Annotated in this window: 33 protein-coding genes; 1 reads left to right on the top strand and 32 read right to left on the bottom strand. The window is 29.3% G+C overall.

Going from position 1 to position 23745, the window contains the following annotated elements:
- Positions 1 to 6: 6 nt before the first annotated feature.
- The 7 genes from G9F71_RS00965 to G9F71_RS00935 form a co-directional block, all read right to left on the bottom strand.
- Positions 7 to 1476 carry an ATP-binding protein gene (locus tag G9F71_RS00965; RefSeq protein WP_164951693.1) on the bottom strand — a complete coding sequence of 490 codons (1470 nt, stop codon included), beginning with the start codon at positions 1474 to 1476 and terminating at the stop codon, positions 7 to 9.
- On the bottom strand, positions 1469 to 3625 hold the full coding sequence (locus tag G9F71_RS00960) for a Mu transposase C-terminal domain-containing protein (RefSeq protein ID WP_164951692.1): 2157 nt from the start codon (positions 3623 to 3625) through the stop codon (positions 1469 to 1471). Before G9F71_RS00960 ends, G9F71_RS00965 begins: the two co-directional genes overlap by 8 nt.
- A gap of 3 nt (positions 3626 to 3628) precedes the next feature.
- Positions 3629 to 4438 (bottom strand): TnsA endonuclease N-terminal domain-containing protein, encoded by an 810-nt coding sequence (locus tag G9F71_RS00955; RefSeq protein WP_164951691.1) that lies wholly within the window; start codon positions 4436 to 4438, stop codon positions 3629 to 3631.
- Positions 4439 to 4561: 123 nt separating this feature from the next.
- Positions 4562 to 5137 (bottom strand): tyrosine-type recombinase/integrase, encoded by a 576-nt coding sequence (locus G9F71_RS00950; protein WP_164951690.1) that lies wholly within the window; start codon positions 5135 to 5137, stop codon positions 4562 to 4564.
- A gap of 579 nt (positions 5138 to 5716) precedes the next feature.
- Positions 5717 to 6010, bottom strand: coding sequence for a hypothetical protein (locus G9F71_RS00945; protein WP_164951689.1), 294 nt, complete (start codon positions 6008 to 6010; stop codon positions 5717 to 5719).
- Between the two features lie 118 nt (positions 6011 to 6128).
- Complete coding sequence (locus G9F71_RS00940) at positions 6129 to 7622, bottom strand: PIN-like domain-containing protein (RefSeq protein WP_164951688.1); 1494 nt, start codon at positions 7620 to 7622, stop codon at positions 6129 to 6131.
- Positions 7623 to 7714: 92 nt separating this feature from the next.
- On the bottom strand, positions 7715 to 8038 hold the full coding sequence (locus G9F71_RS00935; protein ID WP_164951687.1) for a hypothetical protein: 324 nt from the start codon (positions 8036 to 8038) through the stop codon (positions 7715 to 7717).
- A 613-nt stretch (positions 8039 to 8651) separates the two neighbouring features.
- Here G9F71_RS00935 and G9F71_RS27110 point away from each other — a divergent pair.
- A complete protein-coding gene (locus G9F71_RS27110; protein ID WP_263488074.1) occupies positions 8652 to 8780 on the top strand; it encodes a hypothetical protein in 129 nt (42 codons plus the stop codon).
- Between the two features lie 92 nt (positions 8781 to 8872).
- On the opposite strand, the gene G9F71_RS00930 is transcribed toward G9F71_RS27110, so the two are convergent.
- The 25 genes from G9F71_RS00930 to G9F71_RS00810 all read right to left on the bottom strand — a co-directional run bounded on the left by G9F71_RS00930 (position 8873) and on the right by G9F71_RS00810 (position 23607).
- On the bottom strand, positions 8873 to 9553 hold the full coding sequence (locus G9F71_RS00930; RefSeq protein WP_164951686.1) for a DUF5680 domain-containing protein: 681 nt from the start codon (positions 9551 to 9553) through the stop codon (positions 8873 to 8875).
- A gap of 162 nt (positions 9554 to 9715) precedes the next feature.
- A complete protein-coding gene (locus G9F71_RS00925) occupies positions 9716 to 9922 on the bottom strand; it encodes a hypothetical protein (RefSeq protein WP_164951685.1) in 207 nt (68 codons plus the stop codon).
- A 101-nt stretch (positions 9923 to 10023) separates the two neighbouring features.
- Positions 10024 to 10410, bottom strand: coding sequence for a hypothetical protein (locus G9F71_RS00920; protein WP_164951684.1), 387 nt, complete (start codon positions 10408 to 10410; stop codon positions 10024 to 10026).
- A 140-nt stretch (positions 10411 to 10550) separates the two neighbouring features.
- The gene (locus tag G9F71_RS00915) at positions 10551 to 11459 is read right to left on the bottom strand and encodes an alpha/beta fold hydrolase (RefSeq protein WP_164951683.1); all 909 of its coding nucleotides are present in this window, start codon (positions 11457 to 11459) and stop codon (positions 10551 to 10553) included.
- 59 nt (positions 11460 to 11518) lie between these two features.
- Positions 11519 to 12010 carry a GNAT family N-acetyltransferase gene (locus G9F71_RS00910; protein WP_164951682.1) on the bottom strand — a complete coding sequence of 164 codons (492 nt, stop codon included), beginning with the start codon at positions 12008 to 12010 and terminating at the stop codon, positions 11519 to 11521.
- An 88-nt stretch (positions 12011 to 12098) separates the two neighbouring features.
- The gene (locus G9F71_RS00905; RefSeq protein WP_164951681.1) at positions 12099 to 12794 is read right to left on the bottom strand and encodes a class I SAM-dependent methyltransferase; all 696 of its coding nucleotides are present in this window, start codon (positions 12792 to 12794) and stop codon (positions 12099 to 12101) included.
- A 219-nt stretch (positions 12795 to 13013) separates the two neighbouring features.
- A complete protein-coding gene (locus G9F71_RS00900; RefSeq protein ID WP_164951680.1) occupies positions 13014 to 13583 on the bottom strand; it encodes a GNAT family N-acetyltransferase in 570 nt (189 codons plus the stop codon).
- Positions 13584 to 13696: 113 nt separating this feature from the next.
- Positions 13697 to 14365: a class I SAM-dependent methyltransferase gene (locus G9F71_RS00895; RefSeq protein ID WP_164951679.1), complete on the bottom strand. Its 669-nt coding sequence runs from the start codon at positions 14363 to 14365 to the stop codon at positions 13697 to 13699.
- A 46-nt stretch (positions 14366 to 14411) separates the two neighbouring features.
- The gene (locus tag G9F71_RS00890) at positions 14412 to 14873 is read right to left on the bottom strand and encodes a GNAT family N-acetyltransferase (RefSeq protein ID WP_164951678.1); all 462 of its coding nucleotides are present in this window, start codon (positions 14871 to 14873) and stop codon (positions 14412 to 14414) included.
- Between the two features lie 230 nt (positions 14874 to 15103).
- Positions 15104 to 15664 (bottom strand): GNAT family N-acetyltransferase, encoded by a 561-nt coding sequence (locus G9F71_RS00885; RefSeq protein ID WP_164951677.1) that lies wholly within the window; start codon positions 15662 to 15664, stop codon positions 15104 to 15106.
- 251 nt (positions 15665 to 15915) lie between these two features.
- Positions 15916 to 16404 carry a hypothetical protein gene (locus G9F71_RS00880; RefSeq protein ID WP_164951676.1) on the bottom strand — a complete coding sequence of 163 codons (489 nt, stop codon included), beginning with the start codon at positions 16402 to 16404 and terminating at the stop codon, positions 15916 to 15918.
- Positions 16405 to 16604: 200 nt separating this feature from the next.
- Entirely contained in the window at positions 16605 to 17153 is a 549-nt protein-coding gene (locus G9F71_RS00875) for a GNAT family N-acetyltransferase (RefSeq protein WP_164951675.1), read from the bottom strand.
- 64 nt (positions 17154 to 17217) lie between these two features.
- Positions 17218 to 17796 (bottom strand): flavodoxin family protein, encoded by a 579-nt coding sequence (locus G9F71_RS00870; protein WP_164951674.1) that lies wholly within the window; start codon positions 17794 to 17796, stop codon positions 17218 to 17220.
- A gap of 34 nt (positions 17797 to 17830) precedes the next feature.
- On the bottom strand, positions 17831 to 18379 hold the full coding sequence (locus tag G9F71_RS00865; RefSeq protein ID WP_164951673.1) for a GNAT family N-acetyltransferase: 549 nt from the start codon (positions 18377 to 18379) through the stop codon (positions 17831 to 17833).
- A gap of 168 nt (positions 18380 to 18547) precedes the next feature.
- On the bottom strand, positions 18548 to 19156 hold the full coding sequence (locus tag G9F71_RS00860; protein ID WP_164951672.1) for a nucleotidyltransferase family protein: 609 nt from the start codon (positions 19154 to 19156) through the stop codon (positions 18548 to 18550).
- Between the two features lie 89 nt (positions 19157 to 19245).
- Positions 19246 to 19641 (bottom strand): NUDIX domain-containing protein, encoded by a 396-nt coding sequence (locus G9F71_RS00855; RefSeq protein ID WP_224626138.1) that lies wholly within the window; start codon positions 19639 to 19641, stop codon positions 19246 to 19248.
- A gap of 214 nt (positions 19642 to 19855) precedes the next feature.
- Positions 19856 to 20623 (bottom strand): class I SAM-dependent methyltransferase, encoded by a 768-nt coding sequence (locus tag G9F71_RS00850; protein WP_164951671.1) that lies wholly within the window; start codon positions 20621 to 20623, stop codon positions 19856 to 19858.
- A gap of 59 nt (positions 20624 to 20682) precedes the next feature.
- On the bottom strand, positions 20683 to 21132 hold the full coding sequence (locus G9F71_RS00845) for an NUDIX hydrolase (protein ID WP_164951670.1): 450 nt from the start codon (positions 21130 to 21132) through the stop codon (positions 20683 to 20685).
- A gap of 197 nt (positions 21133 to 21329) precedes the next feature.
- Positions 21330 to 21638 carry a hypothetical protein gene (locus G9F71_RS00840; RefSeq protein ID WP_164951669.1) on the bottom strand — a complete coding sequence of 103 codons (309 nt, stop codon included), beginning with the start codon at positions 21636 to 21638 and terminating at the stop codon, positions 21330 to 21332.
- A 25-nt stretch (positions 21639 to 21663) separates the two neighbouring features.
- Positions 21664 to 21873 carry a hypothetical protein gene (locus G9F71_RS00835; protein ID WP_164951668.1) on the bottom strand — a complete coding sequence of 70 codons (210 nt, stop codon included), beginning with the start codon at positions 21871 to 21873 and terminating at the stop codon, positions 21664 to 21666.
- Between the two features lie 78 nt (positions 21874 to 21951).
- A complete protein-coding gene (locus tag G9F71_RS00830) occupies positions 21952 to 22308 on the bottom strand; it encodes a hypothetical protein (RefSeq protein WP_164951667.1) in 357 nt (118 codons plus the stop codon).
- A gap of 26 nt (positions 22309 to 22334) precedes the next feature.
- Positions 22335 to 22619: a DUF2442 domain-containing protein gene (locus G9F71_RS00825; RefSeq protein ID WP_164951666.1), complete on the bottom strand. Its 285-nt coding sequence runs from the start codon at positions 22617 to 22619 to the stop codon at positions 22335 to 22337.
- 14 nt (positions 22620 to 22633) lie between these two features.
- Positions 22634 to 22915, bottom strand: coding sequence for a DUF4160 domain-containing protein (locus G9F71_RS00820; protein WP_164951665.1), 282 nt, complete (start codon positions 22913 to 22915; stop codon positions 22634 to 22636).
- A gap of 85 nt (positions 22916 to 23000) precedes the next feature.
- Positions 23001 to 23153, bottom strand: a complete 153-nt coding sequence (locus tag G9F71_RS00815) for a hypothetical protein (protein WP_164951664.1) — start codon at positions 23151 to 23153, stop codon at positions 23001 to 23003.
- Positions 23154 to 23247: 94 nt separating this feature from the next.
- On the bottom strand, positions 23248 to 23607 hold the full coding sequence (locus G9F71_RS00810; RefSeq protein WP_164951663.1) for a hypothetical protein: 360 nt from the start codon (positions 23605 to 23607) through the stop codon (positions 23248 to 23250).
- Positions 23608 to 23745: the final 138 nt, after the last annotated feature.

Here is a 23745-nt window from a genome sequence, read left to right as displayed (position 1 = left end):
AATTCATCAAAACTCTTCACCAACTTTGAAAAAATCCATATTATCAATATACCCACTTTCTCTAAGAGTTTCATATTCACTTTTCCCTTCTGAAAACCCTTTCCTTATCACCCTTCTTAAATCTTCCTCATCTAAATCCTGAATTTTTGTTCTCTTTTTAATTATATTATTTTCTTTCTCTATAATATTAGCAATAGTATTCACTTGTTTATTTACTTTTAAGTTCTTCTTTGCATTATCAACTATTCCACTTACATTTTCAATTCTTCTAATATCCTCGTATTGTTGCATTTTATATACGTTGCCCGATTTAATAGCCTGAATCATTGGTTGAGTAAACTTAAATTCCTCTTCACATACCTTAATAACTATTTCCTTTGTTATTTGTTCTGCTCCTGTCTCAATCGCTCTTTTCATTGAATTAACAAAAAGCTTCACTACCAAATCCAATACACCTTGAGTGCAATCATAGAATAACTCAATCATTTCTTCTGTTAATTCCACTGGTTTTCTTACCCACTGATACCTCCAAATAGCTTTTAATAGCAATTTAAATTCTTGGTCGTTATTCATATTATTCCAAATAACCTCCCCATTGCCCGTTATTCTTCTCGCTATCCTTAGCTCGTTAGAAAAAATATCGTAACAAGCGGGTGTACCAATAAATAATAAAGACACACCACAGCTATTGATTAAACTAACTAAAAAGTTCATTATTTGTGATACTCCATTACGATTCAAATTTTGAAATTCATCAATAATAATCAATCCCAATCCTATATTGCATGATACAGTCCCCATCAAAGAAAGTAATGCGTCAGTAGATAAATTTTTTGATATATACCGCTTTAGATTATCCGTACCTAATATAGAATCAATCTTCATAAAAAATTGGAGTGCTAAAGATTTTAGACTTGTCGGAGCTTCAAGTCTTAACCATGTAAGCTGTGTTTGATTAAAGTGAGTATTATTATAATAATTATGGCAAATTATTTGAGGTATATATCTTAAACAACGATTAACAGTAGTCGTTTTTCCCATTCCACTATATCCTGCAAGTAATCCACAACTTGCCGTAGTTGTAAAGCTCGTACTATTGTTCAAATTAAATGCTCCTCTATTTATTTTACTTCCATTTTCATTAATAATTTGTTTATACTCCTTATCGAAGGGGTTCCTTGAGATATATCCCTGTCTAATTATTGAATCAATCATATTCCATATTTTTACATGAATAGGTAGAGGCTGAAATACTTTGTAAATTCGTTTTATCATATGCACCCTTATTGAACCATCAAGTTTTCTATCTTCAATATTAAAGGGCTGATTTAATATTAGTTTTCTGACAATGCTCTCCTTATTTATTAGTGGAGGTAAGCTTTGTATGAAGGGATTGTTATTATACTCTTCTATAGGAGATGTAGTGTACTCTGCTTCAACAGCTTCAATCCCATTAGGTAGAAATATCTTATTCATAAATATCATCCCAATATTCTTCTTGCACATTCCCAAAGATTTCTAAATCATTATCTTCATGTTCCATATCTTTATGCTCTATATTCTTATTAGCTTCCTCAACTATTTCCACACTACTTTCACTTTTAGTAAATACTAATTTTTCTCTGTATAATTCTTTTTCTGATCTATTATTATCTTTTATTCCACTTAATCTTTTTCTATTAGATAACGTATTATCTTTATTATCTCCCGCTTCACGCCTTGCATTCTCAACAATAGTTTCAATCTCATTAAAAAGCTTTATTTTATTTGAAAGTTCCTTTTCTTTAGCTTTCTCATTTAGTTCTTTTTCCTGATTAAAATATTCTTCAAGTTCGTATTCACTTTTATTACTGTACTTTTGTAAATGCTCAACCAAACTAAGGGTATGAAATGTCTTTCCATCGTCTTCAATAAAGTTTATAGTGCTTAAATCCAGTGGATTATAAGATATTTGTACACTCCAAGTTCCTTTTATCCTTGCATTTGAAAACCATCCCTCTTTTAATGTATAATCCGAAGCGTATAGCAATTTTCTAAATAAAACTCCACGTGAAGTTACTTTAGCCTTCTCAGAGGGGAGCAAATTTACCTTAATAACATCAGCAGGTAGTTTGCGAAGAAGTCCCTTTTTATTTTCCACTCCATAATTCCATATTTTCAATGGAACTTTTTCAATGCTTTCTTCAAATAACATTTCCCTTGATACCTCCTCTGAAAGTACATGTGCGTTATTGTGAAATATTATGGATTTTAAAATAACTTTTGTTAGTTCTTCTAATGTAAGATTCGCCTTTAAGCGATAATCTCCCTCACCCCTATCTATTTTGCTCTTACCATTAACCACTACCCCATCTGTAAATGGCTTCACCTTTAAATTCATCAAACGGAAGCTTTGTTCAATAATACCCTTGTAATCGGCCCTATAGGCGGGACTCTGCTGTATTGAAATACCGAGGTTTTGAATTGCTGTTTCAATTTGGCTATTAACCAATTCCCCTCGGTCCGTCAAAATAGTTTGCGGTGTACAGTACGGAAACTCTTCATCTGTTACTTCAATTCCATGTTTCTTGCAATATTCAACTTTACTTGTCATTGCATTAATAAGTGCTAACATTGCTCCACTATATGAGTTAAATGATTCCAATGTTACGTGAACACCAACTATGAGTCTCGAGTACACATCTATGCATAAAAAAAGAACTGGTCTCAGTAAGATTTTATTTCTATTTAAAGAAGAAACAATATACATATCAAAAATTGTGCTATCTATTTGCCATAAGACTCCAGGTCCTAATTCTGCCTCTTGCGTTGAACTCCCTATAATAGTTCTGTATTGCTGATTATATATTCTTTCCCCAAACCTCTTTGTTATCTCTTTCTTTGTACTATTCATTTTATTAAACCAGTAGTAGAATTGTCCATACTTCGGAATTTCTGAACTGCTTTTTAATATTGGTATTTTTTCTCCTTTTTCCTTAATATATTCTTGTACAAAATTTTCCCTTATTATTAACTCATAAACCGTCTTTAAATTATTTTGTTTATTAGTATAATAATATTTATTTAACCCTTTTATAAACATCTTTTTAATATCCTCATTGATATTTATACCCATGCTCCCCCCAAGTGCAGGTCGTCCTCTTTTAATAGCACCAGCCATCCTTTGTTTTCCTTTAGCCCCCGAATTATTATAACTTGCTAATAACCCATTTTTAATTTTTCCGTAACGCCAATATTTAATCATATAACTTTTTATTGTATTATAGCTTAGCCCAAACAATTTGGTAGCTTCCTTTATAATAGGTGTTCTATATTTACTAATGTAAATCTCTACACCTTCCGCCTTTGATAATACAAACTTAACTACCTGCCAAGAAGATTCTCTTTTTTCTTTTTCTGCTGTACTTATATTATCTTCATTAACTAACCGAATAAACGTATCTTCTATTACCTCTGACCTTTTCTCCTTCAAATCTTCTATTATCTTCGCTAAAGAACACATATATGGCCATTTGTCTTCTTTAATATCCACAGCTACTAAAAATTCATCCACACTATCCACATATAAGACCCTGGAAACTGTGAATTCATTATACTTAATTAGCATATTTTCATATATATTCATACTTTATACCTCCTCTAAAAATTTTATTGAATCTTCAATTTTACAATTAAAATCAATTATCTTTGTCATATCTACAGCAATTCTTTTTATACCAAGCAAATACCTGAACAAGTATAGTGCAGTTCCTCTATCAAGTTCATTTCTTCCTTCAAAATCCTTAAATAAGTCTTTTATAATAATGTTTCTGTTATTAAACATGTAAAAATACATCTGAACTGAAAGTTCTTCTCTATTTGGCATTAACTCTGGACCATCTAAAATAGTTTCTCTAATCCATTGAAGGTTTTTGCAAAGATTACGATTTAACTCTTTGTCAGTTATGATTTTAAAATCTACGTTTTTCGCCAACCAATATCTCCGCTCTATTTCAAGTTTTTCTATAGTTATCTTCTTACTTAACTCAGTGCAATTCTTTACAGCTCTTGCTATATATTTTATTATTCCATCTGTTTCTTTTATTGTTAATAAGAAATTAGTAGTTATTACAAACTGTTCACCAGCTTTGTCTCTAAATTTATCTAAAGATAAATCCTCTTTGTCATCTATAACCTCCATTAAATCCAAAAGTGGGTAAGTTTCACGAATGTCTATAACACAATCACTTGCTTCAAATATTAGAAACGCTCTAAGTTGATTATCAGAATTAAAATGGTGAATTCGCTTTGTAGTTAATCCCATGATTCTTGTAGCTCTACCCTTAGAAGAAAATTCATGTATTTTAGTCCAAGGTACATAATCTCTCCCTTCGCCTAATCCCCTTTCTTCTTTTATATGTTTCTTGTATTTCTTGCTTATCTCAATTTCTTTGCTCATATTAATAATCTCCTTTACTAAGGTAAATATAGAAATAAAAAAACACTATAGTCAAAATCCTCTTTTTTTTAAAAGTGGATTACCATAGTGTTTTCTTCTTATTTAATTCTTTATTACTAATCATTATAAATTTAGGTTAACATATATATCATCCAACTCTTCTTGTTCCACTGAAATATAACGTAATACCTCTTTTTGAGAGGAATGGTTTAAAATCCTCATGAGATATGTTATATCGGTCCCGCTTTTCCAACAATGGTAGGCAAATGTTTTTCGCATTCCATGACTTCCAAAATTTATATAAGATAGCCCACACATATCCAGAGCCTCTGTAAGAACCTGAACAGCTCTTTGTCTTGTAATTGGTTTATTTGTTCCTTTTCTACTACTAAACACATATTCATTTTGTTCTGGTTTATACTCTTTTATAAAATCCTTAATACATTTTTGTAAATTTGGAGAAGTAGCGAATCTCTTACTTTTTCCTGTTTTCTTTTCTTTTACATCAATAAAATCCTTAGCCTTCTTACTATCATAATCATAAAGCTGTATAGTTTTTAACGAAAGTATATCAGAAATTCTGAGGGCTGAGGAAATTCCAATTGTAAATAAAAGTAAATTACGAATTGATTTACTCTTCAAATAAAGTTTTACCATATCTATTTGTTTTTTATCTTTCAAAGGGTACGTCATGTTCATAAATTCAACCTCCAATCGTATTAACTAAAATTTCTATGCTTAATCACAGTATTCTTAAATGACTCTTATTTACTTTGCTTGAAAAGAACCAATTTTACATAATAGCCTCATAAATGTCATTGTGTAAAGTTCGATACTTTTCTCAGAATCTCTATTTTAACAACTGGCTTTATTGCTAATTCCTTACTTTCCTCTCTATCATTGTGTAAAATTCAAAAAATCTAATAAATAATGCAGATACTATTAGGATTATCTGCATTACCTCACTTATCAAATATTTTTTATTTTCATATATAAATTATATATTTAATAGCAACTATATACAATAAAAATCCAGTAATATGGCCGTTGCAGATAATCAACGCATTATATATTTATATGTTTATTAAGAGATTTTATTTGCAAATAGTATCAATGAATAAAAAAATAAGAACAAACTATTTTAATAAATAATTTGTTCCTAATATTATCTTCTAAATTTAATTGCGATACTTACTCACTATTCAACTTTTATACCAGCATTATGTAATATTTTATAAATACCTTTACTAAAATACTTCTATTCAATTATAAATGTATTTATAATAAACTATTATATAAGCTTTTTACATTTTTTTCATTAGATGTATCACCATAAACTGATAGATTGTTAGCAACAAATTCAAGAAGTAAATAGGCTTGTTTTGAAGATATTGAATTCTTTTTTGTTATTGAAATTTTATCACATATACTTTTAACCTTCTCTATCACTTCGTAACTTTCTGGCAAATCCACAGAATTATTGTTATTGTCTCTCAACATTTTAAGTGTTACTGAATAAAAATTGAGAGAAGAAGTACGTTCAAGCATTTTCATAATTTGTCCCATAGTCATAATATCACATCCTTTTTATCAACTTTATATTTGTATTCAAGATTATACACCAGCTTTAAACACACTAATTCCAGTATTGTATACTAAGTATATTGTTATAAAGGCTTTATATTTGCTTTTAATGTTCCGAAGCACATTCACTGCAAAATCCATTTCCCCCATCATTATTAATAGTAAATTCTTCTCCACACTCAGGGCAAGTATTTTTAAAAAGTGACCTCTTATCGTAATCATCTTCATCTGTAAAATGAGAGTAACCATCGTATTCCTTACATTCAATATCCTTAACTTTGAGATTAAGAAACTTCACTGTTTCATACTCTATAGCGTTTTTAGGCTCCTTTTCATTATCAATACTTAAATATAGAGAGGCTTCTACATTAACCGTGGTGGAAATATTACTTGATATATTATCGTCTCTTCCATAAGATACAATTACATCAACGCTATTTTCCACAATTATTTCAGTATTAAAGACTATTTTACATTCACTTTGGTCATAATCAAACGAACTTTTTATTACCTTGATTTCCAAGATTTCAATGTCCTCCACCTCTGAAATACTTCCAACTCCTACTGCTTCACCTATCAAAATATCATTAATATTTTCTGTAATTTGTTCAATCGAATTATCTCCAATATACTTTTGTACTATATCAAATTGATTTGATGTTAAGTAAGCCTCCATCCCCCTTATAAACTCCATCCTTTTGTTCACCTCTAAAATAGAGTTCGGCTGTATATTTAAATGATTTGCAAAATGACTTATCAATTCATCAACTGTTACCATATAAAAATCTGAATTAGAGCCTGTTTCCTTATTAAATTCTTCTTCTAACATTAAAGGTATTCTCTTGGGTCTACTCTTACTAAAAGTCCACCAGTCCTCTTTAACTTCATTTTCAACAAATATAAGATTTACGTCTGCGTCTTTGATTTTTCTAAGTATTTCCTTCCAAATAATTAAATCTCCATATTTTCTCATTACAAAATCAGAGTAATCTTCTCCCTTATCTGGTTTATTAATATCAGTAAATCCAGGTGGCATTTTATATTTATACCTCTTTTCACCTTCTTCATAAATATTCATTAGCTCTAACATTGAAAAACCAGCTGTAGAACTATTTTTCTTGATATTAGTTACAAATTTATGTACAATATCCTCCTGTTCACTTATACATGATACATGTTCACTATTCTCAGATTGAAGTTTTTCTAAATCCTGCTTTGCAATTTTCATTACATTTTTGATGTTCTCTATAAGTCTAATTCTACTATCATCAACCTCAGGTAACTTATATTTATTATAAGCACCATATTTTACTGATACTTTTCCGATTGTATCAGATAATTCATTACAAATTTCCTCCTTCAAATATTGAAAACGGTTAATTTCACGTTTACGTATGTGTTCATAATGCCTTCTATACTCTAAATATACTTGATTGGGTAGCCAAAATAAGTTAATACACTTACTGAATGAACCAATAATATCTTTTATAGTTTCTGGTGTAAAACTATATAACCCTAAAAGGACATTTGTGTCCATTACAATGACTGGCTGTTTATTAAATAATTTTTCAAACTCTTCTGTTTTGTATATAAACCCCATTTCTAATCCCCCTCATACTATATCTATGTGAAAAAACACAATATACTAATTCTAAATTTCTATTTGAATATTTTTTAGTCACAAATATATATTCAATTATATTTATTTGAATTAAAAAAGCACCATAACGGTACTGAACTTTTGATTTCGGCTCTATGCTGATTTAACTTTATCACATGCTCTACCTCTGAGCTAACTCCCCCGCAAATACCACATAGAGCTATAGTTAAAAATATTATATTTATAACACACCACATCCTTCCGCATTTTTCCTTGATAGTTCCAATTAAATTTCCAACGGTAACTTTAATTGTAGCTTCTCCAAGTTGCTTAATAGCACAAATACTTATGGCTGAAATTATAGGGAGTGAAGGACTCGAACCTCCGACCTGGGCAAACAATTTTAATATCAACAAATTATACCATTAATAATGTAAAAAAGGAATATTAATACTTATTTCTAATATATATATTAATTCGATATATGATAATTATTTACTCTACATCTAATTATGTTGCAGTTGTTCATAGTAAACAGACTTATCATCTTATATAAAGTAAAATTATTATAATACCTACAGCTATTTCAAATTCTAATTTTTCGTACCTTCAAAAGCATAGAAATCTCTTTATTGCCAATAATGTTCATATCAATGTGTTTGTGACTATTGTCTTGATTAAAGTTCATATATTGCATGGTATAATAAATATATAAAACTTAAAGTAAACCAGACTGCCTCCCTGTACAAAACCTTTTCCATTATGAGTGTGTGTGAATAAATGTATGTTCAAAAGGAACTCCAATTTCTCAAAACATACAAACTATGCCAAGTGTAAATGATATAACCCCTTGCTTACTTGTTTATCTAAATAACTAAGCTGAGGGGTTATATTTTTATAATTTAAATGTGGTTATTATTTTGAATATGAAAATTACTATGGCAATAATGGAAACGTTTATAATACAAAATAAGAATTAGTTAAAATCGCTATAGAGATGGTAGCTGAAAGGGTTAATTATAATATACATTGTTTAGAACGGATACAAAACAGCTTAACGGTCAAGAAGAGGTCTTTGAGTATTATAGAAAAATACGAACTAAATTGATTTTAGAAGTAATGTCAGAAATTGTTAAAATAGATTATAGTATTTTGTAAAATCAAATGTTATTGAATCTAATATACAAAGAAGAGCCTAAGCTCTTCTACCTTACGACTTACAAAAGCATTGCCATATTCATAATTTGATATTATTTAATACTACCACCATGGAAAATACATTCATACACTTTAACATCATTATAGAATATTTCTTCATATCCACTAACCCACTCAAATTCCCCATTTACTATGCAATGGTACTTATAATCACCCTTTTGGTATACCAATGGCCCCCTATATGGATACTCTTCTGGTACTAATAATAAACATTCTTTAAGAAAATCTCCTGAAAAGCCCTCAGCAATAATACGTCCGATATAATTCATTGCCCAAAACGGGATATTATCCAGCCACACCGCCTCTTCTCCAATAAATTTTTCTCCGCCTACGTAGGTGTCAATATACTTCAAATTATTTTCTTCATATTGTAAATCATGTGAATTTGGCCTGGAAGAAATAATTTCTGCTCCTTTACCAGCATAAGTAGATTTTTTAGCACGACACAAGAAATCTATTTCTTTTTCATTTATATAATCCAATTGTTTTGTAAATTCATATGAGCAATTTTCATCGTCATAATCCTTAATAAGTTTATCAATACTTATTCTAAATAAATCACTCAGAATGATTATTTTATCAAAGTCAGGATATGAATGACCTACTTCCCACTTTGCAACAGCTTGTCTTGATATTCCGATTTTTTCTGCTAACTTTTCCTGAGACATTCCATTTTCTTTTCTTAATATTTGCAATTTATCTTGGAATTTCATTTCTATCACCTCTATTTTAATGATACATAAAAAATACCACCACTTCTACCAATCAGTGATGACAAATGTGGCAACTGCCAGTTGCTTTGCAAGAATACGCAAATATATCTAATTGTTAAGTAAATTAAAAAAAGTATAACTTGCATATCCTTCAATCTATCTTTATTTCTTATGTATTGTTTTCAAAGTATCAATAATTAATAGGAAACTAAAATAAATAATAAATATAATACCTATAAGTGCTAATATAGTAAACAAAAAGTCCGTAACATATCCCATAATAGTCCCAAGTTCCATAGATAGATTTTTTAAAAACACAAGAAATAACCCTCCAATTATACCAAATAAAAGACTTAATCTTCTTTCCAAAAGAAACCCCTCCTCCATTATAAATTGAAAAAACTAATTTTATTCTAACTAATACACCTTTAGTATTAGATTGTCCACGATATAAGATAAGATAATATATACTACTTTCTGTTTTTTATATATTCATCTATAATTCTAATATCACTAATATCCTTTTTTCTTCCTAATTCTGCCTTTTGTTTTTTAATGCTTTCTAAACTACCTATGGGTAATCCATCAATGAACTCTATTTTATCAACAAACCAATTTTCAAGAATTTCTATAGTATCTGTTATCTCCATAATTCTTGAATTATCTTCCACTATTCTATACTTACAACCTTTTTTTAAAAAATGTTCAATTAGATTAGTTGTACACCCTAAATCAATATCGTTTGTACTTTCTTTAACTCCATGAATTACTAATCCTGCACCAGAGGTTATCCAATATTCACTTAAAGGCAAGTCTATAGCTTTAAGTATTTTAATTATATCTTCTTTGTATAACATTTAATTATTCCCCCAAATATGTTTAAACATTAATTCATTAACCATAAATTGCAATTGCCCATTAACTCACAATTGATTTAGTAGGTTTTAAAATAAGAATGTGAAGTAATTGAAGGTATTCGCTACCTAATTGTGAACTTTCATTCAATTTCCTCCATAACATTGATTATTGATTTAATAACAATTTTTGGATTAGTACGATAAATTGAATGCTTAGAATCTTTGACCTCCAAAAACGCTCCATTTTTAGAGTTTTTTGCTTCTTCTTTCACTAAACTATGCCATAAGGTTTCAAACTCAATAGCCTCATTTTCTGGGATTCCCATATCAATATTCCACTTAACTCCTAACATTTTATCTCTCCCCAATACTTTTAGTGGAACATCTAATTGCTTAAAACAATTTTTTATTTCATGTCCGCTCTGTGACATTAATAAAAGTTCTGAAGCCATAACTGAGTACATATTTGGATTAATTTGAAACTCTAAAATACATTTCTGTATATCTTCTGTAAATGCCATCTGTTCTGGCAAAAGTTTCGGAAAAATCAGTTTCTTTAGTTGTACTTTGCTCTTTAGCGATAATTCTTTCCAATTCTCTATTATTTTATCTTTTGGGAATGTCTTTTCAAAACTTGCAAGTTTATATCTAAGCTCGTCCATTTTATATTCATCTACAGAATTTGAATCAATTAAAACCATACCCAAAACTTTTTCTGGAAATAAATTCGCAAAGTGTTGCACACACAACCCTCCAAATGAGTGTCCAACCAAAATTATTGGAGAAATTATACCTTCCAGTTCAAGTAATTTATTCAACTCTTCAGCAATTTGCTTAGTAGAGCGTTCTTCTTTTCCAAGTGTACTTTCCCCATATCCTGACCTATTATATGTTAAAACCGTTGTTCTTTTACTAATTTCAGAAATAACTTCGCACCAATCATACCATGAACACCCCATTCCAGTCTCAATAACAACTATGGGCATTCCATTACCATGAATACTAACTTCTAACTTTTTCGTGCCTATATCTACTAATTTTTCTATCATAGTTTTTACCTCTCAATTAAATAGTTTATTTTTGCTTATTAAAAATCTCTCTTAAAATTTTACTTAATTTTTGCATACATCAGATTATCATAATAGCTATCTTGAAACTTAATAGCCTTTTTTAATAACCCTTCTTTTTCAAAGTTATTTTTTATAGCAACTTTTTCACTTGCCCTATTTTGCGGGTCCATATGAATTTCAAGTCTCATTAATCCAAGTTCATCAAATGCAATTTTCTCTAACTTTTTCACGACCTCCGAAGCAATCCCTTTATTAGAAAAATTTCTATCTATAAAATAACCTAACTCCCCAATATGTGGGTTATCCTTAAATATTCTTATCTCGCAACCACCTACTACATTATTGTTATATATTATTGAATAGTTATATTCTAAATTATTTGCCCTTTTATATTCACGTCTCTTAATCCATTCTTTCTCTGACTCTATACTTTCAGGAATTGTTGCATAATAAAATTCAAATTTCCCCTCTGTAAGTATTCTAAAGAAGGATTCACTATCTTCTATAATCGGATAACGCAGTTCAGCCATAATATCTCCCCCCAACTTATATCGTATTTTTGCAATTTATGAACTATTTAAGGAAAATCTTTACTAAAGATTTTGCTCATAATTTCCATTACTTTTTTTGTAAAATTATATGATGAAAGTGTGCTATGGCTTTATACTCTTCCACTTCACTTACCCTCAATTCAATTCCCAACATTTGCTCTTGCCATGTCTTATCCTTTTGGATTTCCTGATTTTGCTGTAAATCCCAAAACGTCCTCATACCCAAAATTCTTTCTATTTTAAATTTATCTGACCATTCTAATATTTCTGTATCTTTATAGTAATTAATAGTACCAAACTGTTGTGCATGTCCATTCTCACCTTCTAATAATCCATTGGCATGTTCAAAATTATTCAATAACACTACCATCTGCATAACTCTTCCAGCCTTATTATGCTTTAAAACAGAAAGATAGCCCTTACTTTTTAGTATCCTTGAAAATTCTTTAATAATTTCTTCTCTTTCATCTGCATATTCAAAAACATTATGACACAATATCACATCAAATGATTCATCTTCAAAATTCTTAAGTTCCTTCATGTCTCCTTTTATTTGTGTATAATCATTTTCTATGAATCTTTCTTGTAACATCTTTACATCTGGCTCAATTGCTATAACCTCATTATCTATAGCAAAATGGTTAGCTGTCATACCATTTCCACTTCCAAAATCCAAAACTCTTTTATTATGTATAAATTTTAGTTGTTCCCATGTCATTTTCTTTTGTAATAACTCCCAAGGAGCAATATCTTTAATAGTCATTCCTAACACCTCTTATTATCATACTATATATAACCCTTACTCCATATTTTGTTACGATTCAATTTAATAAAATTCCGAAATAATAATTAGACTGTATTCATACTAATTTTCAATATTTTACTGATGTACATTAATCTACAACTGTTCATTGCTTCAAATTATTTTGTAATTGCTCTAAGAATATTAAATCAGAACGAATAAATTCCGTAAGCAAAATTATCATTTTGTATTTGATAGCACTTCCCATTCTTCTTTCAATATTCCATAACTCACAGAATCGTAATATTCATTATCAACAATTCTTGCTTTTCTATAGACAGCTTCTTTTTTTAACCCTATTCTTTCAGCCAGTTTCATCATTCTTTCATTTCCAGACCAAGTTGTTAATCCAATCCTTATAAGTTTTGGGTTCTGTACAAAAATTTTATCAATCCACATTCTTAAAGCTTTATAACCTATTCCCTGTCCCCAATAATCCTCATTAAAAATAACAATTCCAATTTCCATCCAAAGAGTTTCTTGCGATTTCCAATACCAATTCACTGAACCAATTATCTCGTCAGTATCCTTGTTTGCTATTATCTTCTTATTTTTGAGTACATTTCTTTCCCCTTTTAGTAATAGTAATTTTAAGTCTTCCACATATTTTTTTAATTCCTCTTCACTATCTTTACCATAATAGGGACCATTAAACTTATGGAATTCACGTGAAGGATGATTCAAAATCAAATAATCCTCTAAGTCTTTAATCTCTAATTCCCTTAACACTATATTTATTGATTTACTCATGTTTCTCCTCCATAACTAAAAAAGTATTTTATTTCTATGTAATACATATTTATCATAAAGTTAAATATAATCTACGAATATCATAATATTTCGTTTTAGTTAATCTTAATAAGTTATCTTTGCCATATCAATGAGTATCTCCAAAAGAGTTTGCGTTTAATTTTTGCTGTTGGTATATGTTTTTTAACTAAAGACCTTATCTCCCTCATTGTCATATAGGTATCATGTTTACCATGTCTTTCCCAAACTTCTCTTGAATGAGAATCATCTTTTTGTATCCTATGGTTCTTTACTAAATTCATTACAATATTAGGGAAAAAAGCACTACCCCATATAATATAATCACTAAATGACTCCGCTCGTACAAGGTCTAATATAATAAGTTTACCACCCTTTTTAAGTTTATCTTTTGCAAAACACAATAGCCATTCATAAGGTAAATGATGTGCTGTCGCTGTTGTGATAATTACATCAATACTGTTATTTTCAAATTTCATATTTAGAATGTTTCCACAAATATATTTGATATTTTTATTTGCATGTAAAATTTTTGCCCTTTCAATCATCTTATCTGAAAGGTCAACTGCAATAACATTATTTGATTTTTGTAATAGCATATTTGAAAGTTCACCCTTACCACAACCAATATCAAGGCATGTCCCAACATTATTTGGCACAAATTTCAAGAGGTATTTAAAATAGCAGTTGTTATGATTCCATTTTAATTCTCCAAGTTCAGCAATTTCATTAAAATCAGTTTTTACAACATTATAATCTTCCATTAACATAACCCCCTAACAGCACATAAATGTCTTTTCCAAAAAATAATTACATCTCTTTCATCATTAAGCACTTATTTACTCCACTTTTATACAAATTGGGAATAATTGCAACTTCTATATAACCAATATTTTGATACAATTGCTTAGCTTCGGGATTAAATTCTGCAACAACAAAAAATAGCTTTGAATAGGTTTTAGAAGTTATTTCTTCAAAGTATTTTAATAGCTTCTTCCCTATTCCAAGATTACGAAACTCCTCTTTTACAGCTATAATATGTAAATACGGAAAGCTGTGGAAAGCACCATTAAGAATAAACCAAATAAACCCTAAACATATACCTTCTTTATTTATAGCAATAAAAATTTCTCCTTTAGAAATCCCTTCACATAAAGATTTAATTGCTTTATCTTCTTCTGCAAAATATACTCTTCCTAATTCAGATTTCAGTAAAGCTACTTCGCAGTCAATCAAGTGCTTGTTTTCTGCTTTTATAATATTTATATCCATTAACTACGGTCTCCCGTCAATATATAATAGTTATTCATTTCTACTAAGACATATAAATCTACAAGTGTGAGTGGGGTAGCTATATTATTCATACCTTATCTTCTATAATATGTATTTTTCCATCTGGTTCCATTTTACTTCTCCACATCGTTACAATTAAATACTAATGCTCACATAGCATAGATTTATGATTAACAAACTTTTAAAAGCATTGTGTATCATTACCCATATTAAATTAGTAAATCCATTAGTATTTCGTCATCAAAATTGCCATTTATATTGAAATAATTCTTATGTACCCCGATTTTTTCAAATCCACATTTCTGATACATCATAATTGCATTTTTGTTACTTGCCTTAACCCCAAGACTTATATTCCTTATTGTATCATTCTCCTTTGCAAATCTTATTAATTCTTCCATTACAGCACTACCAATGCCATTTTTCCAATACTCTTTTTTAACCGAAATAGAAACATCGCTATTATGTGCTATTCTTTTCCTATTAGGACTGCTAATCTGAGCAATACTAACAATTTTATTATTTATAATTCCTAAAACCATAAGTGTATTAGCACCAGTGCTTATGCTTTTAATATGTTCTATTTCCTGCTCAACAGTAAGACGGAATTCATCTTTACTAAATAATAAATTTTCACTTTCTCCACCAACAATATTAAGATATTCAATCATCCTTTTAGCGTCTTCTATTATTGGTTTTCTTAATATTAATTTCTGACCATTTTTTAATTCTATTTCTTTTAAAATATAATTTAATAACTCTGTACCCACAAATATCCCCCTTTATTTCATACGTTATTATTTCTCCATTAGCTACCCTTATGACACAATCTAAGGAGATTGTTTATAACTATTTGCTTAAATTTACTTCAATTTCTATAATTTAATCTTCATTTTCATCAATAGTTGATAATATGATAACTTTTAAGGTAAATTATTTTTAACTTCCCTTAATTTATATTTAGTAAGAACCTATTGAGTTTTCATTAACCAAATTATAAAATCTTTATCTAAATCAGACATCATGCGTCAAATGCTATGCTATCTATTTTCCAAGTGCCATTCTCTAATTTAAAGTTTATTGTAAGCACCTTCATTGAATCGCCATACTTAACATTTAAATATTCATAGCCAGTACGCATTGAATATCCATCAACTAATTCATACCATCTTTGTCTAAATCCATTATTCTTGTATGCTCCTTCAAATGTAAGTTCTTCTTTGAGCATTGTTAATGTGCCTTTTTTAATCATACTTGAGGTAACTAATGGTTTTACGCTCTCTAAATCTCCTTTTACCATTAAAGCCCCAAACTGGTGAAATACTAAATCAGTTTTATTTCTAACATCATAGGCTAATTCATCTTTAGCAATTTTGTCATTCACTACTTTAAGTTGTTCTTGTAAAACCTTGTTCTTTTGTGTCAAGTCAAGAGTAGTATCAACTTTAGAAGAACACCCATTCAAAACAATAACAAATAATAGAATTAAAATTAAAATACTTTTTTTCAAAGAAACACCCCCTATAATTGCATTATACAAAAATTGTAATATTAATTTCTAATAAATGTTATAATATTCTTATGTAAATTTAGATACCAACACAATTCTTAACCATACACTTTACGCTTCCTCACCTCACCAAATATAAATAACCTTTACTTCGACTTAAAATACAATTGACTTAGTGGAATTTATATGAAAATTATTCATTATGTTAGATAATTTATATTTTCGGATTTGAACATATTATAAAATAAGGTGATAACTTCTTTGTTATCTAAAAGTTTTAATCTCTCAGTTTTTTGAAACCTATATTTAAATCCACATTTTTCAATCACTCTTTTAGAATTAGAATTAAAATCAAAATGTCCACACCAAATTAAGTCCAAATTTAATTCATTAAATCCATACTCAATCAAACGATTTACAGCCTCGGGAACAAATTCATTTCCCCAATATTTAGGGTTAAGAACATATCCTACTTCCTTTTGTTTTAAATGAGAAAGGCTGTCATCAGGTTTTCTATTATGAAGTCCTATACCACCAATAACTTTGTTTTCTGATTTTAAAACTATAGCATATGTTTCATTATTTTCAATGAACATTCTTATTATTTCTTTGCTTTCTTCCTCACTCTTATGTGGTGGCCAACCAGCATTTGGGCCTACTAAATCACTTTTAGCATACTCATATAAATCTGTGCTATCATTTTCTTCCCATTCTCTTAATATCAATCTATTTGTTATTAATATTTCCATATCTTTTCCCTCCCTTAATCTAAACGTAAGTACACATTTCATACTTTTCTTATATATATTCTCTCTATAAATCCCCCTGAAATTCTACATGATTTATTATTCTTTGAATTGTCTTTTCTCTTATATCATCATTATTACTAACAGGTATATGCTTTGTATCATAATACTCAATTACATCAACGATTTTCACGCCTAATTCCAAAAGAGGCTTACTTATACCTTCTACTGTATATCCTATAGCTTCTTTAGTTTTACCTGAACAAATACCTACAGTAATTGCTTTTTTCCCTGGTGAAAGACGACTTTTCCATCCATCTCTATAATCATTTAAACAGAATGTCCTATCTAATAAGGATTTCATCTGTGCAGTAATATTGTAATTGTATGCTGGAGAAGCAAAAACGTATCCGTCTGCCTTTTTCATATTCTCTATAATTTCAGTTACATCATCTTGAATACTGCAAATTCCTGTATTTATACACTGCTCACAGCCTGTACAAGTTGAGATATTACTACAGCTCAGAAAAAATTTATCCACACTTATGTTTTTTTCATTTAATCCTTCTATTACATAGTCTACCATCAAATCTGTATTCTTTCCCCTTCGAGGACTACCAATCACTGCAATCCATTTTTCAGCCATACCATACCTCCCTACATCTTAAACATTTTAATATCTAATTATCTAATAATCTTCCCATTATAACTGAATTATAATACTTTCCATCTTTATGAATACGGTCCTTTATTAATAATCCTTCTTGTACAAATCCATATCTTTTATATAATTGAATTGCTTTTGTATTTATTTCTACTACAGTTAATGAAATTTTTTCAATTCCCACATTATCTGCCCATATCAAGGTATTTTCTATCAATACTTTACCTATTCCATACCCCCAGTATTCCTTTAATATACATATTCCAAACTCAGCTTTATGTATAAATCTACTGAGTTTACTTCCTTCACAACGAGTAAATCCAACAATCTTACCTTCTACTTCTGCAACTAAAAATATATTTTTATTTGCTATTGAATCTTCATAAATAAGTTTCTCAAAATCTTCTGGTGTTAGTAAACCTTCACCAGATTCCCTATCAAGATTTTCTGTTTCTCCATCAATTTTAATTCGTAATTTAGATAATTCAATTGCGTCAAATTTTATAGGACAACGAAGTATCCATGTTAGATTTTTACTTTCTATTCTCTTGTTTTCAATAATCATAAATTGCCTCCAACAGTTTACTAATATTAGAATAAGCTCGTACCTAATTAAAATTGTCCTCTAACTCAAAGTTGTGTTTGCTTTCTCTTGAATAACTACAATTATGAATAACTAATAATTCTAAAATAAAAGGACGCTATAAAAGAAAGATATGAACTACTACAAATGTTACTCACTCCATGAAATTATTTTTAAATCTGACCATTTGGAAAGCCACTTTACCACTTTTATATTATATATATCCTCAGTTATTTTCGTTTTATTTGCTCGTACTATTTTCCCAAATAGGTCATTCAAACCAAATGGTGCATAAACCTTAAAATCACCATTCTCCTCTCTCCTAACACCCACTGCTGTGGCTGTTGTTGGCCATGTGTTAATAGCATATTCAAGAGATACATACGGTTCCATGGGATTACCAAAACGTTCCTCATACCATAAATGTACTCTTGCTTGATTTTTGACATCAATTTTAATCTTTTGGTCGGAATAAAGTGCATTTACTGCTCTAATAACTTTCTCTTCTTCTGCAACTTCTAAGTTACTATCATCAAAATAAACAAAGTCAATATCGCTAATACCATAGTTTAAAGGATTGTTAGATAGGTAATTCCAAACCGTTTGTGCAATACACCCAGCACCTATGTAATAGTTTTCAATGCCCAATGAGTTTGCTCTCTCTATCACTTCGTTTAAAGTTTTGTTTGATTGGATAATATCTTCTAATACTTTTAATTGTGTACTTAAATTCAAATTATACCCATTTAATAAATTCATAAAATATTCCCCCTACTACTGCATAATTTTTAACTAATATGAATATTTCAAACTAACTTTAATTGAATGAATACTCATTTAGATAAATTTTATAGATTTAGCAATCTCATTGAATTATCAAAGTGAATACCAGACATATTATCTACTCTTGCAATATATTGATTAACGTCCTCAATCTCGCACCACATAATGTCATCGACTTCATTAGAATCAGTGAAAGGCTTGGTCTTAACGAAAGCAATAAACCCCGCCATGATTAATTGATTCGGTTTAAAATAATAGCTTTCTACATATTGCATTTTTTCAACATGTTGGCCTGTTTCTTCCATTACCTCTATTATTACTGTTTCTTCTAACGTATCCCCATTTTTAACATATCCAGAAACTACTCCCCAATGTGTTTTAGATATATAATTTTGTTTCAGTAATAATATCTGATTATGTTCATTTATAACCAATACTTCAACACAACTTGCAGGTGACACAATATTTTACTAACCCTTCATCACCAACGATTTTTTCAGTAAGTTTTTCGCCACATATAGGACAATAAATAAATTTCATAGTATATTTCTTCCCCCCAGTCTATAAAAACTCTATTGCAATTACAACTATCCATCAATAGTTGTTCTACGATTGATGAATAGTTTACGAAGATTGCGAATTAATAGATTGTAAATAATGGTCATATAAAAAAAATTATTTTCTTGCCAAATATAATTCTATCGTGTCATATACAGTTAAAACATTAGCATTTTCAAGAATAGCATTTTCAATTTCACTATATAATAATTGCTTTGTAGACGCTACCATACTTCTATGGTCTGAATATGTATTTAATAGAGAAATATAACCTGAAGAGTTAAACACACGTGTTTGGTGATATAACTTTACTTCTAAGTCTCTATAACCATATGATTGAATAGTTTTTGATGTTTTATTATATCTTGCTGTATCCTTTTCTATGAATTTAGTATTTGAAGGTCTATATTTTTGGTATATACTTTGAATTTTTTGGTGCAATAAATCATCCTCTCGTTTTACAAATGGTTTATTCCAAAATAATGCTAATGTTCCATCATCCTTTAATACCTCTAATGCCTTTGGATAACCTATATCTTCTGGAATCCAATGAAATGCTGTTGCAGAGTAAAGAATATCAATACTATTATTAGTACACTCAAAATCCTCAAATGACGTATTATATACATTAAAATTTTTATATCCTTTAAATTTTTCTTTCGAGTATTCTGCAAGGTCTTTTCCAAGTTCAATTGCTGTTACATCACATCCTGTCATCAGAAAGGGCATAGTTGCTTGACCAGTACCGATTCCAACTTCTACTGCTTTTTTATTTTGATTAAGTTCGGAATATTTAATAATATCATTGAATAATTCTTTACAATATGTTGGTCTCCATTCATCATAATTCTTAACATCATCATTAAATGTAAAACGCTTGTCCATACCATACCTCCCAAATAAAATAGAAATAATCTTTATTTGTCTAATTATACTAAGTTGAACTAACCTTTAAACTTTAAAGCCTCTGAAACCGACCAAGCTTGATGTTCTAAAAATAAGCCCTTAATACACTCTTCTGGTTCTATCCATAGTAGCTGATGGTCTTCTTCAATCTTATTGCTTGTCTTACTTTCCAAATTCACAAAATAAAAATATCCTATACCATGTAAGTATTTATTCGTTTTTGATGTATGGTACAAGGAGGCCTTCCCAATATATCTACCTATTTTAATTCTATATCCTGTCTCTTCGATAAATTCTCTTTCAAGACATTCCTCATTAGTTTCTCCACTCTCAATTCCACCGCCAGGTAAAAAGTACCCTGATAGTGTTTTTATCGTAGCAATTTTACCGTCATAATTAATCACTATGCCATATACACCAGTTCTATCAATGTAATTTACACCATTAAGTTTTTCACCGAATACTTTTTCATCAACATTATCTGGCATGTTTATCCCTCCCATTAAAAAGACAAATTGTTTTATTCAATTTATAACATCAATTCCAAATCTTCTAATTATTATACCATTTATTCCAAATAAGCTCAATTTTACAAATAATCTTATCTTTAACTGCATATAAACCTTATTTCTTAATTTAAAAGTTTATTGGTATAAAAAAACTCTGGAAATCCAGAGTTTTTACGTTATTCTATATTCTTTGTAGTTTCCATTTTTATTTTTAATTTATCTAAATTGAAAAAGCTCTCTATTGTCTCCATATTATCAGCTTCGCCACAAAGTTTTAATATATTATTTTTTATATCTACAGTTTCTTGCAAAAAACCTCTCACTTCCACAACAGATAAGTCGATAGCCCATGCTATATCATTAATGCTTAGGCAAGTGGCCAAACTCTTGGCTACACAATTAAGCCTTTCCATAACTATTTTTTCCGCTCTCCTCCCTACTTCTTCACTAATTAAATCTTCAATCTGCTTGGTAAATTTATCCATTATATCTTCACCCCTTAAATCAATATTAATCTAAATAATCTTTAAAATAACTACTAAAATGCACTCCAAACATGAAGAAAACAAACATTTGCAATATGAATATTACCATATATACATCTTTATTTAAAATACCTATAAAAACTAATATGCAACACACAAACAATCCAATATTACTCATAATTAATCCTATATTACACAAATTTTTAACCAATACTTTTAATTGTTTTTTATCCATACAAATCTCCTATTTACTTTATTACGTATACAACCTCCTATAATACTCACACAAAATATTTTAATCTTTTCTACATTGTTACCATTCCTTATCTTGTCCTTTTAGGCCCTCTCTTTTACCTTCCTCAAAATTACTCCTGAATTCTGAAATATAGCCTTTCCACTTTTCTTCTCCAAATCCTAATACGCTATATATTTCTTCATTTGTAAGATTAGTATTGGAGAAAAATTTGCTACATATTTTCGCCTTCAATGTAAGGTTTTCATCACCTCTCCCATACTTTTCACCTTCATCAAACCCTTTTTTGAAAGAACTTGTGATTATATCCGTAAAATTATCGTTAACAATTTCCATAACTTTTGAAATCTGCTTTTGTAAGTTATCGCTGTTCTCTTTGTTATAGTTCCAAACATCATAAATGCTGTTTTCGTCCATATTCTTATTTTCTCCTTTCAACTTTGCTACCCATTAGTCCTAATAATGGATTTGATAGTATCGTCCTTTTCTCCTTTAATATAAAGGGTATCTGCACCAATTCCTGACCCATTTTGCCATACAATTTCATCCATTGCATCCACGAATACCTTGTCAAATTTCTCTTTACTTTTCAATTCTTTAAATAATCCATATTTTAAATAAGGTTTCATGTCAAATCTTTTGACCTCTCCATCTGTAAAATAAATCAATAACATATAATTTTCTTCTGCTACAGCAGATTCAACACTAACAATTTTTAATTTTCTCATTTTTATTCCTCGCTTTACAATCTGAATTTTGGATTTATACTATATATTTCTTTTCCAATTACAGCCCTGTTCCAGTTTGCAATTAGCTCTTCCTGATGAATCATAATCCATGTTTGTATTAGTTTTAGAGTATATTTGTCAATATTCCCTGCTATAATTGTTTTGCTTAAAATAGAAATTGATGCCTTTTGGTCTGTGTTTAAAATTTTGACATGAAAATGCGGGTCCATATGCCTATCTGTATCAAAATGTTTCATATAAATAACTGTATAATCAATTGCGAATAGTTCTCCCATAAATTTTCTCCCATCCTAATTTTTTCTTTAATTAAATATAATCTTCTTATAGCCCTCTATTATGTAGCATAACCTTATTTACACCTTAGCTATTATAGATTTGATAGTATCCCCGAAGAAGTCTTAGGACTAACTCAGTATCCTTCTCTTCCTGTGATTTTAGAAGTCCATTTGGGCATGTAGTTTTCTTTCTTTTTTCTGCAAATTTTATCTTATCCTTATCCCTTATGTCTACCATAATTATTATCCCCCTTCCGTTAAACTTAGAACTCTATGTATTGTATATTTCCGCATCTTCATCATTAATCAAGTCACAGTTATAGCCCTCCTATTTAATCTACAAATACCTCTTCATTTATTTCATATTTAATTTTATTATCTGACAGGGCATTTAAATACCCTTCAACAAAAGCATTAAAAAGGTCTTTATTTTCTTTATATTTTGCAATCAACTTTCCCTTCTGATTATAAAATTCCCGTCCTTTATAATCACCCCTCGAGCAACTTTCTTTATTTTTATAGATAGAGGTAATTGTTAAGATTAAGGGTTCGTTATTATTAAGCCCAAGCAATTTAAGTAGTTCCTTATTCCTTATTATTTCGCTTTCAAACATTTCTGGTGGCATTGTAGTTTTTTTTCTTACAGGTAGTACGGTTTCACAATTACTATTCTTTTCTATTAAAATTGCCATTTTACGTATCCCCTTCTTTTTATAATTTTTTATTCAATTCGTTCAACCTATTAATAATCGCTCATGCCTACCTTCCTACTTAGACCTTATTTAACCTCAACACGATGTTTATTTATAATGTTGCCTTAGTAACAATAA

Origin of the sequence: Clostridium sp. FP2 (assembly GCF_011065955.2) — a bacterium.
Classification (GTDB): domain Bacteria; phylum Bacillota; class Clostridia; order Clostridiales; family Clostridiaceae; genus Clostridium_AD; species Clostridium_AD tagluense.
The sequence above is the reverse complement of the archived record's forward strand: the minus strand, read 5'-3'. Positions and strand labels throughout refer to the sequence as shown.

Coding starts and splice junctions, on each gene's coding strand:
- G9F71_RS00965 (WP_164951693.1), bottom strand. CDS start 1,476: ATGAATAAGATATTTCTACCTAATGGGATTGAAGCTGTTGAAGCAGAG.
- G9F71_RS00960 (WP_164951692.1), bottom strand. CDS start 3,625: ATGAATATATATGAAAATATGCTAATTAAGTATAATGAATTCACAGTT.
- G9F71_RS00955 (WP_164951691.1), bottom strand. CDS start 4,438: ATGAGCAAAGAAATTGAGATAAGCAAGAAATACAAGAAACATATAAAA.
- G9F71_RS00950 (WP_164951690.1), bottom strand. CDS start 5,137: ATGAACATGACGTACCCTTTGAAAGATAAAAAACAAATAGATATGGTA.
- G9F71_RS00945 (WP_164951689.1), bottom strand. CDS start 6,010: ATGACTATGGGACAAATTATGAAAATGCTTGAACGTACTTCTTCTCTC.
- G9F71_RS00940 (WP_164951688.1), bottom strand. CDS start 7,622: ATGGGGTTTATATACAAAACAGAAGAGTTTGAAAAATTATTTAATAAA.
- G9F71_RS00930 (WP_164951686.1), bottom strand. CDS start 9,553: ATGAAATTCCAAGATAAATTGCAAATATTAAGAAAAGAAAATGGAATG.
- G9F71_RS00920 (WP_164951684.1), bottom strand. CDS start 10,410: ATGTTATACAAAGAAGATATAATTAAAATACTTAAAGCTATAGACTTG.
- G9F71_RS00915 (WP_164951683.1), bottom strand. CDS start 11,459: ATGATAGAAAAATTAGTAGATATAGGCACGAAAAAGTTAGAAGTTAGT.
- G9F71_RS00910 (WP_164951682.1), bottom strand. CDS start 12,010: ATGGCTGAACTGCGTTATCCGATTATAGAAGATAGTGAATCCTTCTTT.
- G9F71_RS00905 (WP_164951681.1), bottom strand. CDS start 12,794: ATGACTATTAAAGATATTGCTCCTTGGGAGTTATTACAAAAGAAAATG.
- G9F71_RS00900 (WP_164951680.1), bottom strand. CDS start 13,583: ATGAGTAAATCAATAAATATAGTGTTAAGGGAATTAGAGATTAAAGAC.
- G9F71_RS00895 (WP_164951679.1), bottom strand. CDS start 14,365: ATGGAAGATTATAATGTTGTAAAAACTGATTTTAATGAAATTGCTGAA.
- G9F71_RS00890 (WP_164951678.1), bottom strand. CDS start 14,873: ATGGATATAAATATTATAAAAGCAGAAAACAAGCACTTGATTGACTGC.
- G9F71_RS00875 (WP_164951675.1), bottom strand. CDS start 17,153: ATGGAAATATTAATAACAAATAGATTGATATTAAGAGAATGGGAAGAA.
- G9F71_RS00870 (WP_164951674.1), bottom strand. CDS start 17,796: ATGGCTGAAAAATGGATTGCAGTGATTGGTAGTCCTCGAAGGGGAAAG.
- G9F71_RS00865 (WP_164951673.1), bottom strand. CDS start 18,379: ATGATTATTGAAAACAAGAGAATAGAAAGTAAAAATCTAACATGGATA.
- G9F71_RS00860 (WP_164951672.1), bottom strand. CDS start 19,156: ATGAATTTATTAAATGGGTATAATTTGAATTTAAGTACACAATTAAAA.
- G9F71_RS00850 (WP_164951671.1), bottom strand. CDS start 20,623: ATGGACAAGCGTTTTACATTTAATGATGATGTTAAGAATTATGATGAA.
- G9F71_RS00845 (WP_164951670.1), bottom strand. CDS start 21,132: ATGCCAGATAATGTTGATGAAAAAGTATTCGGTGAAAAACTTAATGGT.
- G9F71_RS00840 (WP_164951669.1), bottom strand. CDS start 21,638: ATGGATAAATTTACCAAGCAGATTGAAGATTTAATTAGTGAAGAAGTA.
- G9F71_RS00835 (WP_164951668.1), bottom strand. CDS start 21,873: ATGGATAAAAAACAATTAAAAGTATTGGTTAAAAATTTGTGTAATATA.
- G9F71_RS00830 (WP_164951667.1), bottom strand. CDS start 22,308: ATGGACGAAAACAGCATTTATGATGTTTGGAACTATAACAAAGAGAAC.
- G9F71_RS00825 (WP_164951666.1), bottom strand. CDS start 22,619: ATGAGAAAATTAAAAATTGTTAGTGTTGAATCTGCTGTAGCAGAAGAA.
- G9F71_RS00820 (WP_164951665.1), bottom strand. CDS start 22,915: ATGGGAGAACTATTCGCAATTGATTATACAGTTATTTATATGAAACAT.
- G9F71_RS00815 (WP_164951664.1), bottom strand. CDS start 23,153: ATGGTAGACATAAGGGATAAGGATAAGATAAAATTTGCAGAAAAAAGA.
- G9F71_RS00810 (WP_164951663.1), bottom strand. CDS start 23,607: ATGGCAATTTTAATAGAAAAGAATAGTAATTGTGAAACCGTACTACCT.